The 14,585-nt window shown below is 69.1% G+C and carries 14 protein-coding genes; 8 read left to right on the top strand and 6 right to left on the bottom strand.

Going from position 1 to position 14,585, the window contains the following annotated elements; translation table 11 throughout:
• Window positions 1-15 precede the first annotated feature (15 nt).
• The gene (locus MFF07_RS07545; protein ID WP_238231392.1) at window positions 16-2,169 is read left to right on the top strand and encodes a TonB-dependent receptor; all 2,154 of its coding nucleotides are present in this window, start codon (window positions 16-18) and stop codon (window positions 2,167-2,169) included.
• 55 nt (window positions 2,170-2,224) lie between these two features.
• On the opposite strand, the gene MFF07_RS07540 is transcribed toward MFF07_RS07545, so the two are convergent.
• From MFF07_RS07540 to MFF07_RS07530, 3 genes are all read right to left on the bottom strand, one after another.
• Window positions 2,225-2,398: a metallothionein gene (locus tag MFF07_RS07540; RefSeq protein WP_147077238.1), complete on the bottom strand. Its 174-nt coding sequence runs from the start codon at window positions 2,396-2,398 to the stop codon at window positions 2,225-2,227.
• 149 nt (window positions 2,399-2,547) lie between these two features.
• On the bottom strand, window positions 2,548-2,928 hold the full coding sequence (locus MFF07_RS07535) for a DUF6481 family protein (protein ID WP_238231390.1): 381 nt from the start codon (window positions 2,926-2,928) through the stop codon (window positions 2,548-2,550).
• 238 nt (window positions 2,929-3,166) lie between these two features.
• Window positions 3,167-3,376 carry a cold-shock protein gene (locus MFF07_RS07530; RefSeq protein ID WP_238231388.1) on the bottom strand — a complete coding sequence of 70 codons (210 nt, stop codon included), beginning with the start codon at window positions 3,374-3,376 and terminating at the stop codon, window positions 3,167-3,169.
• 554 nt (window positions 3,377-3,930) lie between these two features.
• On the opposite strand from MFF07_RS07530, the gene MFF07_RS07525 reads away from it, so the two are divergent.
• The 3 genes from MFF07_RS07525 to MFF07_RS07515 all read left to right on the top strand — a co-directional run bounded on the left by MFF07_RS07525 (window position 3,931) and on the right by MFF07_RS07515 (window position 10,965).
• Window positions 3,931-5,844, top strand: coding sequence for an autotransporter assembly complex protein TamA (locus tag MFF07_RS07525; RefSeq protein WP_238231513.1), 1,914 nt, complete (start codon window positions 3,931-3,933; stop codon window positions 5,842-5,844).
• Window positions 5,844-10,208, top strand: coding sequence for a translocation/assembly module TamB domain-containing protein (locus MFF07_RS07520; protein WP_238231387.1), 4,365 nt, complete (start codon window positions 5,844-5,846; stop codon window positions 10,206-10,208). The genes MFF07_RS07525 and MFF07_RS07520 overlap by 1 nt, the downstream gene beginning before the upstream one ends.
• Before the next feature lie 232 nt (window positions 10,209-10,440).
• Window positions 10,441-10,965, top strand: coding sequence for a tetratricopeptide repeat protein (locus tag MFF07_RS07515; protein WP_238231385.1), 525 nt, complete (start codon window positions 10,441-10,443; stop codon window positions 10,963-10,965).
• 264 nt (window positions 10,966-11,229) lie between these two features.
• Here the strand turns inward: MFF07_RS07515 and MFF07_RS07510 are convergent, their stop codons facing one another.
• Window positions 11,230-11,469 carry a hypothetical protein gene (locus tag MFF07_RS07510; protein ID WP_238231383.1) on the bottom strand — a complete coding sequence of 80 codons (240 nt, stop codon included), beginning with the start codon at window positions 11,467-11,469 and terminating at the stop codon, window positions 11,230-11,232.
• A gap of 207 nt (window positions 11,470-11,676) precedes the next feature.
• Between MFF07_RS07510 and MFF07_RS07505 the strand changes: the two genes are divergently transcribed.
• The 4 genes from MFF07_RS07505 (at window position 11,677) to MFF07_RS07490 (ending at window position 13,740) form a co-directional block, all read left to right on the top strand.
• The gene (locus tag MFF07_RS07505) at window positions 11,677-12,180 is read left to right on the top strand and encodes a peptide deformylase (protein ID WP_238231382.1); all 504 of its coding nucleotides are present in this window, start codon (window positions 11,677-11,679) and stop codon (window positions 12,178-12,180) included.
• Between the two features lie 172 nt (window positions 12,181-12,352).
• Window positions 12,353-12,742 carry a hypothetical protein gene (locus MFF07_RS07500; protein WP_238231381.1) on the top strand — a complete coding sequence of 130 codons (390 nt, stop codon included), beginning with the start codon at window positions 12,353-12,355 and terminating at the stop codon, window positions 12,740-12,742.
• 110 nt (window positions 12,743-12,852) lie between these two features.
• Window positions 12,853-13,134 carry a hypothetical protein gene (locus MFF07_RS07495; RefSeq protein WP_238231380.1) on the top strand — a complete coding sequence of 94 codons (282 nt, stop codon included), beginning with the start codon at window positions 12,853-12,855 and terminating at the stop codon, window positions 13,132-13,134.
• A 297-nt stretch (window positions 13,135-13,431) separates the two neighbouring features.
• Window positions 13,432-13,740, top strand: coding sequence for a hypothetical protein (locus MFF07_RS07490; protein ID WP_238231378.1), 309 nt, complete (start codon window positions 13,432-13,434; stop codon window positions 13,738-13,740).
• Between the two features lie 115 nt (window positions 13,741-13,855).
• Here the strand turns inward: MFF07_RS07490 and MFF07_RS07485 are convergent, their stop codons facing one another.
• Both MFF07_RS07485 and MFF07_RS07480 read right to left on the bottom strand, forming a co-directional pair.
• Entirely contained in the window at window positions 13,856-14,056 is a 201-nt protein-coding gene (locus MFF07_RS07485; protein WP_238231376.1) for a hypothetical protein, read from the bottom strand.
• Between the two features lie 157 nt (window positions 14,057-14,213).
• Entirely contained in the window at window positions 14,214-14,498 is a 285-nt protein-coding gene (locus tag MFF07_RS07480) for a hypothetical protein (RefSeq protein WP_238231374.1), read from the bottom strand.
• Between the last annotated feature and the right edge of the window lie 87 nt (window positions 14,499-14,585).

Here is a 14,585-nt window from a genome sequence, read left to right as displayed (position 1 = left end):
TATCTGTGAGGCATGATGCGTGGCGTGACGTGGGCCGGACGACGGAGCGTATCTGGGCGAAGTGCCCTGTTGACCGGGACAGTGCTCTCCCTCGGCCTGTTTCCGTTCGGTGCCATCGCCGCACCGCAGGCGGAAGCGACGCTGGAAGAGCTCAGCGTGACCTCGGTCAGTCCGGTCCAGACCAAAGGCGCGTCCGGCTCGCGCGTTCCGACCGGCGTGCTGCCGGTGGTGACGGATACCTTCTCCCCGGTGACGGTGGTCACGCAGGACCAGATCTCGCGCAACCAGCCCACCAGCCTCGGCGACGCCCTGTTCGATCGCCCGGGCCTGTCGTCGTCGAGCTATGCACCCGGTGCGGCCTCGCGGCCGATCATTCGGGGTCTCGACAATGCCCGTGTGCGTATCCAGGAGAACGGCGTCGTCAGCGGCGACGTGTCGGAGCTCGGCGAGGATCACGCAGTCCCGATCAACCCGCTGGTTTCGGACCGGATCGAGGTGATCCGGGGGCCCGCGACCCTGCGCTACGGCTCCGGTGCGATCGGCGGCGTGGTCTCGGCGGAAAACAACCGCGTCCCGACCTTCATCCCGGCCAACGGTGTCCAGGGACAGGTCACCAGCGGTTTTTCCAGCGTTGATAACGGACGGCTCGGGGCCGCCACGGTGGATGCCGGCGGTGACGGTTTCGCCGTTCATGCCGACGGCTTCCGGTCGGCGGCCGACAGCTACGACACCCCGGCCGGCATCCAGCGGAATTCTGCGAACGAATCGCAGGGCGGCTCCGTCGGCATCTCGGCCATCGGCGACCGCGGCTTCGTCGGCGTCTCGTTCAGCCACTACGACTCGCTCTACCAGATCCCAGGTGGCGAGGCGGCCGAGAACCGCACCCGGCTCGATCCGCGCCAGGACCGCGTGCTCTCCCGCGGCGAGTACCGGCCGCTGGACGGACCGTTCGAAGTGATCCGATACTGGGCCGGCGCTTCGGTCTACCGCCACGACGAGATCGGCATCGGCGGCGACGGGATCGACGGCATCCAGGCGACCTTCAAGAACCGCGAGGCGGAAGGCCGGGTCGAGCTGCAGCACGTGCCGGTGACGACCGCGCTCGGAACGCTCACCGGCGCGCTCGGCCTCCAGAGCGGCCGGCGCGTGCTGAACACGCAGGGCGAGAGCTTCCTGCCACCGACGGAATCACGCGCGAACGCGGTCTACCTGTTCGAGGAGCTCACGCCTGTCCAAGGCCTGCGCTTCCAGGCGGCAGGCCGGATCGAAGGCGACCGTCTGAACAGCACCGCACGGCAATTCCCGAGCGACTACCTGCCGGTCGCCGGCGAAGACCCGGCCGCCTATGCATTGACGCGCCGTTTCCCCCCGAAGAGTCTCAGCCTCGGCGCCCTGCAGGACCTGCCATACGGCTTCGTCGCCAGCCTGAACGGCTCGTACGTCGAGCGGGCACCTACCGGCTACGAGCTGTTCTCTCAGGGACCGCACGACGCGACCGCAACCTTCGAAATCGGCGACCCGACCCTGCGGCTCGAGCGCGCTCGGACCGTAGAGGTCGGCATCCGCCGGGCCGAAGGACCGCTGCGGCTGGACGCGACCAGCTATTACACGCGCTACACCGGCTTCATCTTCAAGCGCGACACCGGCATCCGCTGCGGGGACGATTTCGGCTCCTGCGGCAGCGACGACGAGCTGCGCCAGATCGTCTACTCGCAGCAGAACGCCACGTTCTACGGGGCCGAGATCGGGGCACAGCTCGACGCGATCCCGGTGGGCAACGGCTGGGCCGGGATCGAGGCGCAGTACGACTTCGTGCGGGCGCAGTTCGACGACGGCAGCAACGTGCCGCGCATCCCGCCTCACCGTCTCGGCGGCGGCGTTTTCGTGCGGGCGGACGGCTGGTTCGCGCGGGTGAACATCCTCCACGCCTTCGATCACACCGAGGTCGCGCCGTTCGAGACGACGACGCCCGGCTGGAACGATCTGCGCGCGGAGGTCGCCTATACCAAGCCCCTCGATCCGGGGATCTACGGCGTCAGCGAGGTCACGCTCGGCCTGCAGGGTCGCAACCTGCTCAACGACGACTTCCGCAACTCGGCCTCCTTCAAGAAGGACGAGATCCTGTTGCCGGGCCGGAACGTCCGGCTCACCCTGACGGCACGGTTCTGAAACGAAAAAGGCGCGCCCGCGGGGACGCGCCTTTCATGGCTCCGAGCGGGCCGGGTCAGCCGTGGCAGGCACAGCCGGCGTGGTCGCAGCCGGAATGATCCGGATGGCCGTCGGCACATTCGTCGCAGCAGAAGGCCTTCTCGTCGCGCTTCACGGCCTTCTCGACCGAAACCACGCAGACGCAGTCGGGGCAGGCGCACTTCACCATGTTGACGTCGACGCTGGCCATTCCACTCTCCCGAGACACAGTTCCGCAGCACGAACGACGCGGATTCGGCGACGAATGTAGAACGAAAGAGCCAGGCTCGCGAGGAGCCCGGCTCGGGTCGATTCACATTCTTCAACGATGAGGCGCCGACGCATCGGCGCCCGGATCGGTCATCGTCGGATCTTCACCTTGGCCTTACGGGCGGCATAACGCGCATCCCGTTGCGCCTTCCGTTCTGCCGTCTCCGCCTCCTTGCGCGCAGCCAGTTCAGCCGCGGCAGCCTCCTCACGCTCGATCTGAGCCTTGAGTTCAGCCTCCTCACGCAGGCGCTTCTCCTCAGCCGCCTTGCGCTCGGCCTCGACCCGGACACGTTCCCGCTCGCGGGCGCGGTCGTCTCGGGCCTGGGCCACTTCCTGGCGGTGCTTGGCCTTGGCCATCATCTCCGGATCGTCGAAGGAAGGCCGGGACTTGAACTTCTCAAGCAGGGCCGCCCTGGCATTTTGCGAGTGCTGGCGGCGATCGTCGAAATTTCGATAGTCGAATGCGCTCATCTGACCTTTCTCATGTCGTAACGCAGTGACCCTCCGGAGCCGTGTTGCTGCACAGTCCGGTGGAAGCGCCCCTTCTGTGGGCTCGTGGACGGCCGAAACAGGCCGGGTTGCTGACGCGCGCAGCCGATGCACGACGTCACGTGAACGATCAACGAAGACCGTTGCTGTCGATCGGGGACCGAAGCGATTTTTTGGGACCGTTGCCCGACGGAAACGACGGCGACGGCTGTCCGGACGATCAGCTTGCCTGAAGGTTGATGGCGGCGGGTTTCCCGCTGCGGCGGTCGTTCTCCACGTCGAAACTCACCTTCTGGCCTTCGGCGAGGCCGCGTAGGCCCGCGGCCTGCACCGCCGAGACATGGACGAAGACGTCCCGCCCCCCGGTATCCGGCTCAATGAAGCCGTAACCTTTGATTTCATCGAACCATTTGACGGTGCCTGTCTGCATGCGTTCATCTCCGCTTGGTCGACCCTCTCCGGAAAAAGGGTGTCCGGGCGCCGGTCCGAAGCCGGGGCCGCCGTCGATGTGGAAGAGGTCGTCTGGCCGCGACTTGCCGTCACACGGACGGAGCCTGGGAAATGCGGCCGACGGGGTCGGGTCATGAAAAGTCAGGTAGGTCGCCCCTTGGCGAGCGACAAGAGTCCGCGGCCGGTCGGCGCCGCCGTCAGGGTTTCGCGAAGGTGGAGCGGTCGGCGGCCAAGGTTGCCCCGGGTATCCCCTTGCGGCTAGGCTTGGACTCAACAAAGGCTGCGATGCAGCGCGCGGGTTGAGCCTTCCCGCTCCATCCGTGCCGCCAAGCGGCCGATCCGTCGAGGGGTGGCGCAGATGGTAGACGGTTCGTTCGACATTTGCGGGCACAGCTTCGTTGTGCGGTCGCATTCGGCCGGATGAGCTCCCGCGATTAGGTGCCAGTCCTGACCCTGCTCCGGGCCCCCAATCATCATGGCCGGCGTCTCGTGCGCCGGTTCGCCTATGCGTTGCTGGCGACGAGCGGCCTCGCCATGGCCGTGCCCCAGCCGGCTCAGGCCTTCGACCTGTTCGGGCTGTTCGGCTCCGAGGAGGAGCCACCACAGCCGACCGCCACCGCCCTCCCCTACAGCGTGCGCATCACCGGGGTCGACGACAGCGACGTCGTCCAGGCACTGCAGGACACCTCGACGCTCTACCGTCTGCGCCAGGAGGCACCGCCCGACGGCGAAGGGCTCGTGCGCCGGGCCGACGCCGACCTGCGCCGCCTGACGGACGTCCTCTCCGGCTACGGCTACTACCAGGGAACGGTCACGATCCGCGTCGACGACATCGCCGTCACCGGCGAAGCCTCGCTCAATGCGGCGGCCCGCGCGGCCGAGGGCTCGCGTGCCCAGGCTCTGGTGCCGGTCAAGATCGTGGTCGATCTGGGCCCGGCCTACACCGTGCGTTCGGTGGCCGTGCGCGATCGGGCCGGACGAGCCTTCTCGACCGAGGTGCTGCCCGAGCGATTCACCCGCACCGACGACGACGTGCCGGCCCGCTCCGCGACCGTACTCGCCCGCGAAGCCAAGATCGTCGATCGCTTCCGGGCGCTCGGCCACCCCTTCGCCAAGGCTGTCTCCCGCGATCCAGTGGTCGACGACGCGGCCCACGTCATGGACGTGACCTTCACCGTCGATCCCGGCCCGAAGGCCGGCATCGGCGAGGTCGCCGTGAAGGGCGCCGAGGGCATCGATCCGGCGGTGATCCGCTCGTTCATCTATTCGGAGCCGGGCGATCCGTATTCGCCGAAAGCTATCGCCGACATCCGCCGGACGATCGCGAAGGTCGAGGGCATCGGATCGGTCCGCGTGCGCGAGGGCGAAAGCCTCGATGCCTATGGCAACCTGCCGGTCTTCGTGGAGCTCGGCGAGCGCGAGCAGAACCTGCTCGGCGTATCGGCCCGCTACTCCACCGTCGACGGTCCGGGCGTGCGCGCCTACTACGCCAACCGCAACCTGTTCGGCGGTGGCGAGACCTTCCGGTTGGACGCCGACATCTACTATCTCGGTCTCGGCTTCGATCCGTTCGCGCAGCAGCGCAAGCTCGCCGGCATCGACACGTCCGGCCTCGGCGGCCGGCTGTCCGCGACCTTCGTCAAGCCGGCGTTTGACGGCAGCCGCAACGACCTGCTCGCCAACGTCTTCGTCACCCGCGAGGTGCAGCAGAGCTATCTCGTCGATGCGGCCGGGGCGTCGGTGGGACTGCGCCACCGCTTCTCGGACACCTTCTCGGCCCAGGTCGGGCTCGACGGCCAAGTCGGCCGATCGCAGGATGCGCTCGGCAAGGTCGATTACCGGCTCATCGGCGTTCCGGTCTCGGTGACCTACGATTCCACCGACAGCCTGCTCGACCCGACGCAGGGGTTTCGCGTGCTCGCCTCGGCGACACCCTATCCGAGCTTCCTCGGCTCGGACCCCGGCATCTTCGTCGCCAAGGCCCAGGGCTCGACCTATTACGCCCTCGACGACGAGGCGAACACGGTGCTCGCCGGCCGCATCGGGTTCGGCTCGGTCTCCGGCGCCTCCCTCGCCGAGATCCCCGACAACTTCCGCTTCTTCGCCGGCGGCGGCGGATCGGTGCGCGGCTTCGCTTTCCGAACCCTTGGGCCGCGTGGGCCGTTCAACCTGCCGATCGGCGGGCGCAGCCTGCTCGAAGCGTCGCTCGAGGCCCGCATCAAGGTCACCGACACGATCGGCATCGTGCCGTTCTTCGATGCCGGCACGGCCTTCGCCTCGTCCCTGCCCGATTTCGATGAGCGTATCCGCAAGGCAGTCGGCCTCGGTCTTCGCTACTACACCGGCATCGGGCCGATCCGCGTGGACCTCGCTTTCCCCCTCGACCGGATCAAGGGCAACCGCGAGCGCCCGGTCGCCCTGTACATCAGCTTAGGTCAGGCATTCTGATGGTGGTTGCCGGGACGGGACGACGCCGCGCCGTCGCGGCCCTTCTATGCGCCCTGACCCTCGCCTTTGTGATCTTGGCCGTGCTGATCCCGGCCGGTCTGGGCCGGGCGGCCGACGGCGAGAAGACGGTTCTGGGCGGCCTCCTGTCGAAGGCGCTCTCGACCTCGTCGTCGAAAGTCTCGATCGGTGCCGTAGACGGTGCGCTGTCCTCGGATTCGACGATCCGCGACGTCACGATCAGCGACCGCGACGGAATCTGGCTGAAGCTCGACCGCGCCCGTCTGGTCTGGAGCCGCCTCGCCCTGCTGTCGGGCCGGCTCGAAGTCGACAGCCTGGAGATCGGCCGCCTCGACGTGCTGCGCAAGCCGCTGCCCGACCCGACCGCCGTGCCGGTCGAGGAGCCGGACGGCAAGCTCCTTCCCGATCTTCCCGTGAAGGTCGAGATCAAAGCGTTCAAGCTCGCCGAACTCGTGCTGGGCGAGAGCATCGCCGGACAGGCTGCCAGGCTCGCGGCCGACGGCAAGGTGAAGCTCGGCAATCCGTCCGAGGGGCTCGACCTCAACGTCGATGCCCGCCGCCTCGACGCGGCCGGACGCTTCATCGCCAAGCTGCTCTTCGTGCCGAAGGGTGAAACGCTGGAACTGAAAGCCAGCCTCGTCGAGCCGGCTGGCGGCCTGCTCTCGAAGGCCGGCAATCTGCCCGGCGAGCCGCCGATCAATCTCGACCTCGACGGGCGCGGTACGCTCGACGCTTGGAACGCCCGGCTCGACTTCGATGCCGGCCCCGACATCGGCGCCAAGGGCGGCGCACGCATCTCGCGCATCGGCACTGACCGGCGCCTCAGCCTCGACCTCGCCTCGCGCATCGAGGGGCTCGTCCCCGGCCCGGCGGCTGCGATCTTTTCCGGCACCACGAAGCTCGAAGGAGGCCTAAGCTTTTCCGATAGCGGCGCTTTTCGGATCGACCGTCTCGACCTGACCTCGCGGACGGCCCGCCTTAACCTTGGCGGCGGCATCACCGCGGATCGCGTCGCCGACCTGACGATCCAGGCCCGTGCCGTCCCCACGGAAGGCGGCGTTACCAAGGCTGCCGAGACCGAGCTGCAGACGCTCGTCTTCGACGGCAGCGTGAAGGGCCCCATCGCTTCACCGGTGGTGAAGGGCACCCTCAACGCGGCAGGCCTGCGCACCAAGGACTCGTCGCTCGACCGGATCGAGGCGAGGATCGGCGCCGAACCAGTCGGCACAGATCCGAAAGCGACCCGCTTCGCCCTCACAGCGGACGCGAAGATGGAGGGTTTGCGCCTTGCGGACCCGGCTTTGCGCCGCGCGATCGGCTCACGCGCCGCCTTCACGTTGCGCGCGACATCTACGACGGACGGCAACCTGGATGTCGCACATCTCGTGCTCGACGCCGAGACGGCCAACCTCAAATACGCCGGACGCGTCGGGCAGAACGTCCTGACGGGCAATCTGGAGGCGGCGTTGCCGGATGTCGGCGTGTTCTCGGGAGTGGCCGGCCGGGCGCTCGCGGGGCGTCTCGATGCGAAGGCGGCGCTCAGCGGCGACCCGGCACGCAAGTCCGTCGCCGCCGACCTCGACCTGCGCGGCCGGGATCTCGTCCTCGGGATCGAGGCGGCCGACAACCTGCTCGGACGGGCGCCCATCGTCACCGGCCGCGTGTCGCAAGCCTTTGATGGATATGGCTTCGAGGCGCTGAAGCTGGCCGGTGCGGCGATGACGGCGACGCTGCAGGGTCAGGCCACGGCGACGCGGGCCGACGTCACCGGACGGGTCGATCTCACCGACCTCGCGGCCCTCGACGAACGGCTCGCCGGCCGCGCGAATCTGGACGCCCATCTCACCGGTTCGCTCCGTGAGCCACGGATAGACCTGGCGCTTGCCGTGCCGCATGCCACGGCCAGCGCCAAGGCCATCACGAATTTGCGCGTCGATGCGGCCCTGGCCAATCTCACCGGCGCGCTAAACGGCGACGTCCGCATGAGCGGCAGCGTCGCCGGCAAACCGCTGACCGGCGCGGCGCGGATCGCCCGCCCGACCCCGCAGAGCTGGTCCCTCGACAGCCTCGCCTTCGCCCTCGGATCGGTCGCGGTGGACGGCCGGGCGGCGGTCGATGCCGGGACGCTGCTGAGCGAGGGCCGGCTGACGGTCCGCGCCGGCAACCTCGACGATCTCTCGGCCCTGGCGCTCGCGCCGATGGGGGGCAGCCTCGACGCCGCCGTGACGCTCTCGCGGGACGGCGGACGGCAGGACGCCGCGATCCGCGCCACCGGCGAGTCGCTGCGCTACGACCGCTACGGCCTTGCCCGGCTCGATGCGGACCTGACCTCGCGGGACGTTTTCGCGCGCCCGGTGATCGACGGCCGGCTCAACGCCGACCGCCTCGTAGCAGTGGGCCAGACCGTCGACACCGTCCGGCTGACCGCCTCCGGCACCCCGCAGGCGAGCAACGTGACCCTGACGGCGCAGGCGCGCGGCTTCGCCCTCGACGGCGCGGCGCGGCTCGTCCCCGGCGAGGCCACGCGGATCGAGCTGCAGCGCTTCTCGGCGGCGCGCGGCGGCGACCGGGTCGCGCTCACGGGCCCCGCCAGCGTCACGATCGCGGACGGCGCGGCCGTCATCGACGGCCTGAGCCTCGCCGCCGGCACGGGCCGCGTGACCGTCCAGGGCCGTGCGGGACAGACGCTCGACCTCAAGATCGGCATCCGCGCCCTGCCCCTGGCGCTGGCCCGCATCGCCTCGCCCGGCCTCGCGCTCTCCGGCACCCTCGACGGCGACGCCGACCTGCACGGGTCCGCGGAGCGGCCCGAGGGGCGCTACGCCCTCACGGTCTCGCGCCTCGTCGCGCCGGAGACCCGCAAGGCCGGTCTGCCGCCGATCGATGCGAAGGCGAGCGGCACGCTCGGTGACGGCAGCGCCAGCATCGACGGCCGCGTCTCGGCCGGGCGCGGGGCGGAGATCACCGTGACCGGCTCGCTGCCGATCGAGCCGGGCGGCGCGCTGGCGCTGCGGGCGCGCGGAAATCTCGACGCGGCACTCGCGAATTCGCTGCTCAGCACCGGCGGCCAGCGCGTCGGCGGCCGGGTCGCCCTCGATGCCGGCGTCTCGGGCACGCTCGCCGCACCCCGCGTCGAGGGCTCGGCCACGCTCTCCGGCGGCAGCGTCAGCGATCCGCTCAACGGCATCCGCCTCACCGACATCCAGGGCCGCGTCACCGGCCAGGGCGAGACGCTGGTGCTCGAACGGCTCACTGCCGCGACCCGCAACGGCGGCCGCGTCTCGGTGGACGGCCGCGTCGCCCTGCAGCCGGCCTCGGGCTTCCCCGGCACCCTGCGCATCGTCGCCGACCGGGCCGAGCTGGTCTCGAGCCCGCTGATGACGGCGGTGACGAACCTCAACCTCGCGCTGAGCGGCCCCCTCGCCCGCACGCCGCGGATTTCGGGCCGCGTCGACGTCGTCACGATCGACGTCGCGGTGCCGGACCGCCTCCCCGCCACGGTGCAGCCGCTCCCCGGCATCCGCCGCGTCAACACCACGCCGGAGATCCGCGAAAGGCTCGCCAAGCGGGCCGACCGCAAGGCGCAGGTCGCCGGAGCCGGCAGCAAGGGCAAGGGGAAGGCCAAGAGCGCCGCGCCCTTCGACGCCACCCTCGACCTCGTCATCAGCGCACCGAACCGCATCTTCGTGCGCGGACGGGGGATCGATGCCGAGCTCGGCGGCGAGCTGCACGTCACCGGTTCCTCGCGCGATCCGCGCGCCGTCGGCGATTTCGAGATGCGGCGCGGCCGCATCAGCATCGTCGGCCAGCGCCTCGATTTCACCCGCGGCCGCCTGAACTTCGCCGGCGACGTCACCGCGCCCGACCTCGACTTCGTCGCCGAGACCAAGGCCTCGGACGTCACCGCCCGCGTGGCCGTGAGCGGCCCGGCCAACCAGCCCGTCTTCGCGTTGACCTCCGATCCGGCCCTTCCGCAGGACGAGGTGCTCTCGCGCATTCTGTTCAAGAAGGCGTCGGGCAACCTGTCGCCGTTCCAGGCGCTGCAGCTCGCCCAGGCCGCGGCCCAGCTCTCCGGCGCGGCCGGCGGCCCGGATGCGTTCGAGGCGGCGCGCAAGGGCCTGGGGCTCGACAGCCTCGACGTGTCTACCGGCGCGAGCGGCGGCCCGGCCATCGGCGCCTCCCGCTACCTCGCCAAGGATCTGAGCGTGGGCGTGAAGGCCGGCGCCAAGCCCGCCGACACGGCCGCCACCGTCGATTACGACGTGACCCGCCGGATCAAGCTGAAAGGCGAAGCCGGCAGCGACGGCCGCACCTCCCTCGGCGTCGGCGCGGAATGGGAGTGGTAGGGGCGGTTCGCGACCTGCGGTAGAAGGCCGTTCCCGTCATCGCGAGCGCAGCGATTTAGGGCCGCAAACGCCGAACCGTTGCGGGACCGGCTCCGGATCGCAACGCTATGCTCGCGATGACGGTGAGGGCTTGCCCGTTCTGGTGAAGGGCGTCCGACGTCCGGCACCGGCGAGGCGCATCCGCTTTCCACCGTTTGCAGACATACACCCCAACCCCTCGCATAACCGTCGTATGAGCAAGTGGTCGGATGTCGAACTGCACGGCTATGTCAGCGCGGCCGAGAGAGGTGGCGTCGCAGACCAGATGTGGCTCGGTTGGGCATACTGGGAAGGTAAGTTTATCGCGCCTGATCTCGCCCTCGCTTCTCGCTGGTTGGAGAGCGCGACAGCAGGCGGCGACCCGGAGGCGAGCTACCGCTTCGCCTCGTTTCTTCATGCGATGGGCCAAGTCGAGCGCGTGCTGGATTTGCTGCGGGATGCGGCGGACAAAGGGTTCCCGCCCGCAGCCTACGCGCTCGGCGGGCACTACCGGGCCGGTCGGATCACGCCGAGGGACATGGATCAAGCAATCGCGGCGTGGCGGCGGGCTGTTGCCTTGGGGCACATCCCTGCCGAAGCTCAACTCGTACGTGCTCGGATACAGGCGGTATCACTGATCCACCGTCCACTTGTATGGCTACGGCTCGTGCCGATCAGCCTGCGTGCCGTTCAATGCTTCTGGCGCGATCCGAACGACCCCAGGGTGCTCGGTGCCTGAGAGCAATTGCCCCTTGGTCTTACGGCTGCTTTCCACCTTGGGCGGACGTTCGAATAGATGCCGAGCATCTGATCCTCATCAGGCGAACGCTTTTCGACCAAGGAAACATCACTTGGTCGAAAGACGGAATTCCAAAACAAAATTCGAGCCCCTATGGCCCGACGCCATCGCGTCGAAACGAATCCGGCGGACGCACAATCGACCGAGCACGCACGAAAAAGGGGCCAGTTGCCCGGCCCCTCGACAGCGATGCTGCCGTAAAACTCAGTAATCGTAGTCGCGGCGGTAGCCACGGTCGCGGTCGCGGTAGCGCTGCTGACGGTAATAGCCGTCCTCGCGGTCGCGGCGGGACCATTCACGGTCGCGCTGGCGCTGGTTCCTGTTGCGAAGGTCGATGCCTGGACCGTCGGGGCCGATGGTCAGCCGCTGCGCGGAGGCCGGGATGGTGGCGCCGAGGGTGGCGGCCAGGACGGCGCCGGCGAGCAAGATTTTTGCGGTCTTCACGATGAGACCTCCTTTCCCATGCTACAGATTGCGGGGCCAACCCATGGCAACGGGCTTCGTTCCGATAAAATCAACACGGCCGCCCGCTTAGAAATTCTTTCTCCAATGCGTGAGAATGCCGGCAGGTCCGTTCCTGTCGGATCGACTGATCGTCGGCCCGCCTCATCCCTACCTCCCGAAGCGAATAGTGTCCGGTTCGAACCCAACATGCCTGCGCGCGATCTGATTCTGTTTCCCGACCCCCGCCTGAAGCTGCCGGCACGGCCGGTCGAGACCTGGGATCCGGGCCTTCGCGCCCTCGCCGGGGACGTGCTCGACACGCTGCGCGCCGTCTCCGCGATCGGGCTGACGGCGCCGCATATCGGCGAGCCGGCGCGGATCGTCGTGATCCGGCTGCAGCCCGACATGCCGCATACGGTCTACGTGAACCCAGAGATCGTCGAGGCCTCGGCGGAGCGGGCCTCGCAGGTGGAGGGCAGCGTCTCGATGCCCGGCATCACCGAATCCGTCGAGCGCGCCGAGCGGATCCGCGTGCGCTACCGCGACCTCGACGGGAGCGCGCACGAGGAAGCGGCCGAGGGTTTCGCCGCCGCCTGCCTCCAGCACGAGATCGACCAGCTCGACGGCATCTTCTGGATCGATCGCCTGACGCGGCTGCGGCGGGAGCGGGCCCTGAAGCGCTTCGCCAAGCTGAAGCGCGCGACGCCGTGACCGGGGACAGGGCTGTCGATCCTTCTTGAAGCGCTGTGCTAGAGCATCGGCCCCAAACGTGGCCGCTGGTTTTCGGAAAAAGCCGATGCAACACGAAAACCTGGAGCATCGCCCCGGATCCGATCTCCGGGGCGATGCTCTAGAGCGCGGACGATCTCGCACGGATGGGTCGATGCGCACCGGTCTCTCGATCGCGGCTCTCGTTCTCGCGGCGGCCCTGCCGGCCGCGGCGCAGGCGCCCCCGCGGCCGGCCGACCCGATGCCACCGGTGATCTCCTGCGCGTCCCTGGCGAACCTGCGCACCGTGTTGCGCGACGCCAAGGACGAGGCCGCCGCCGCGATCCCGGCGATCACCGATCCGAAATCCGACCTCGGCTGCAGCGTGCTCGACCGGAAGGCCGTGACGGGGGTCGCCGATTTCGTGGCCTTGAACGGCCGGGCCTACGAGTGCCTGAGCCTTCAGGGCACCGCGATCTGCCACTGGACCGTGGCCGGCTCGGCGACGGCCGCGCCGGTCCGCCCTGCCCCCGCCGCTCCGCCGCAAGGGAAGCCCAAGCGCTGAGACGGAGAGCGAGAACCGGATCGCCGCTGCCGATCTTCGCGGCCGGGCATGGGAAAATCCGGCAGGCGGCCTAGTTTCCGGCGACGCCTCGAACCGTCGGAGACCGTGCCTTGCGACTGCCCCTGATCGCCTGCCTCGTCCTCGCCTGCACCGGAGCGGCCGCCGAGACGGCCCCCGCCCAGCCCGCGGTGATCGCCTGCGACAACCTCGTGACCCTGCGCCGCCTGATGGTGCAGCAGCCCGAGGGCGACACCATCCCTGCGGAGTTCGGCGGATGCCGGGCGATCCCGGCGGAGGGAGTGGGCGAGGTCGAGAAGCGCGCGATGATCGGCGACGCGCCCTACGAGTGCCGGAGCCTCAAGGACGGCCCGTGCCTGTGGGTGCGGCCCTGAGCGGCGGCCGACGGTTTCGGCAGTCGATCGCAGTCGAGATCTGCTCGCCGCGGTCGACGAGACTGACCCTATTGCCTGCATCGCCGTGGCGACGCTCGGTCAGCAAGTCGACAAAAGCGCGACGGCAGAGCATCGGCGCCCACTCTGCATGAACTGGACGTGATGCGGCGCCCGTCACCATTCACACGTCAGTCGTCCGCCCCTCTTGCAGAGTGCGCGGGCCGTCGTACAGACGAAGCGCGTGGCCGTTGCCAGTCGATGCGCGCGCGGAATCAGATCTTTTGGGGAGACAGTTCGATGCAGCGTCACGCCGTGCGTCCGCGAGGGGCCTCCCGGCCCGTCCCGTCCCGATGCCTCGGCGCGACGCTGCTTCTCGCCGGCCTGGCCTTCGCCGGTTCCGCGCGGGCGCAGGAGGCTCCGATCACCAGCCTGCAGGACGCCGCCTGCCGCGCCGAGGCCAAGGCCCGCGTGTTCTCGATTCCCGACCCGCTGAATCTCGGCCTGCGCGAGATCGGCAAGCAGCTCTATTTCGGCTGCATGAAGCGCTCGACGCGGCCGGCCCGCCACGCCAAGACGCGCCGGCAGCGCCGGCAGCGCCGGCGCTAGAGCAGGCTGCGAAAAAGTGGCAACGGTTTTTCGCGCGAAGCCTGCTCTAACCTTTTGAATCGATCACGCTGCGTTTTGATCGATTCGATCGAAACGCAGCGTGATCTAGAGCCGTTCAGCTGGAGAGCGGCGCGCCGATGCGGGCGCGCAGCTGTGCGCGCAGGCGCTCCTTGGTGGGGCTCGATTCGGCCTCGATCGCCCACATCAGACGCAGGAGCTTGCTGATCGGGAGGGCGTTATTGCCCATGGCGTCGGCGACCTGCTGCTGGAGCGCTTGGGTCGCCAGCATGGAACTCGGCTCGGCCGTCATCTGCATGATCAGGATCCGCTGGGGCGTGTCTCGACGCGGCGCTTTACGGCCTTCCGGCGCGTCACGCCATAGCTTTGCCGACTATCCCCAGGCTGCTCACAGCTTGGAACGGCTCCATGCAAGGCCGCCATGCAGCCACGTCCGGGGTCGGACGCCGGCCGCGTCAGCGCGGAAACAGCTGCAGGCCGTCATCTGGCAGGAGGTTACGCGCCGGTCCGCCGGTCTGCTGGCCGCGGCCCTGCTGGTAGTAGGGCAGCTCCGGACGGCGGTCGTTGCCGCTGCCGGAATCGTACTCCCAGGGCCTGCTCCAGGGGGCCCGGCCTCCGGGCGAACCGATCGGCTGGCCCACGAGAACCGGAGCATCCTGCCGGTCGCGGCCAGAGGGCACCGCTGACGCCGGAACGGGCATCAGCGCGATGGCGCCGAGCAGCACAAACAGGGGTCGCATCGATCTCGTCCTCGGTCGCGCCGTCGCGCGCTCGCTTTGTCAACGGCCAAGCTGCCGCCGCGTTCCTCCGAAACGCGCGAGGCCCGC

Source organism: Methylobacterium thuringiense, from assembly GCF_022179645.1.
In the GTDB taxonomy this organism is placed as follows: Bacteria; Pseudomonadota; Alphaproteobacteria; order Rhizobiales; family Beijerinckiaceae; genus Methylobacterium; species Methylobacterium thuringiense.
This window is presented reverse-complemented; position numbering and strand designations above follow the sequence as displayed.

Excerpts from the sequence above, each read along its gene's own strand:
- MFF07_RS07545 (WP_238231392.1), top strand. The coding sequence starts at position 16 with ATGCGTGGCGTGACGTGGGCCGGACGACGGAGCGTATCTGGGCGAAGT.
- MFF07_RS07540 (WP_147077238.1), bottom strand. The coding sequence starts at position 2,398 with ATGGCCAGCGTCGACGTCAACATGGTGAAGTGCGCCTGCCCCGACTGC.
- MFF07_RS07535 (WP_238231390.1), bottom strand. The coding sequence starts at position 2,928 with ATGAGCGCATTCGACTATCGAAATTTCGACGATCGCCGCCAGCACTCG.
- MFF07_RS07530 (WP_238231388.1), bottom strand. The coding sequence starts at position 3,376 with ATGCAGACAGGCACCGTCAAATGGTTCGATGAAATCAAAGGTTACGGC.
- MFF07_RS07525 (WP_238231513.1), top strand. The coding sequence starts at position 3,931 with ATGGCCGTGCCCCAGCCGGCTCAGGCCTTCGACCTGTTCGGGCTGTTC.
- MFF07_RS07520 (WP_238231387.1), top strand. The coding sequence starts at position 5,844 with ATGGTGGTTGCCGGGACGGGACGACGCCGCGCCGTCGCGGCCCTTCTA.
- MFF07_RS07515 (WP_238231385.1), top strand. The coding sequence starts at position 10,441 with ATGAGCAAGTGGTCGGATGTCGAACTGCACGGCTATGTCAGCGCGGCC.
- MFF07_RS07505 (WP_238231382.1), top strand. The coding sequence starts at position 11,677 with ATGCCTGCGCGCGATCTGATTCTGTTTCCCGACCCCCGCCTGAAGCTG.
- MFF07_RS07500 (WP_238231381.1), top strand. The coding sequence starts at position 12,353 with ATGCGCACCGGTCTCTCGATCGCGGCTCTCGTTCTCGCGGCGGCCCTG.
- MFF07_RS07490 (WP_238231378.1), top strand. The coding sequence starts at position 13,432 with ATGCAGCGTCACGCCGTGCGTCCGCGAGGGGCCTCCCGGCCCGTCCCG.
- MFF07_RS07485 (WP_238231376.1), bottom strand. The coding sequence starts at position 14,056 with ATGCAGATGACGGCCGAGCCGAGTTCCATGCTGGCGACCCAAGCGCTC.
- MFF07_RS07480 (WP_238231374.1), bottom strand. The coding sequence starts at position 14,498 with ATGCGACCCCTGTTTGTGCTGCTCGGCGCCATCGCGCTGATGCCCGTT.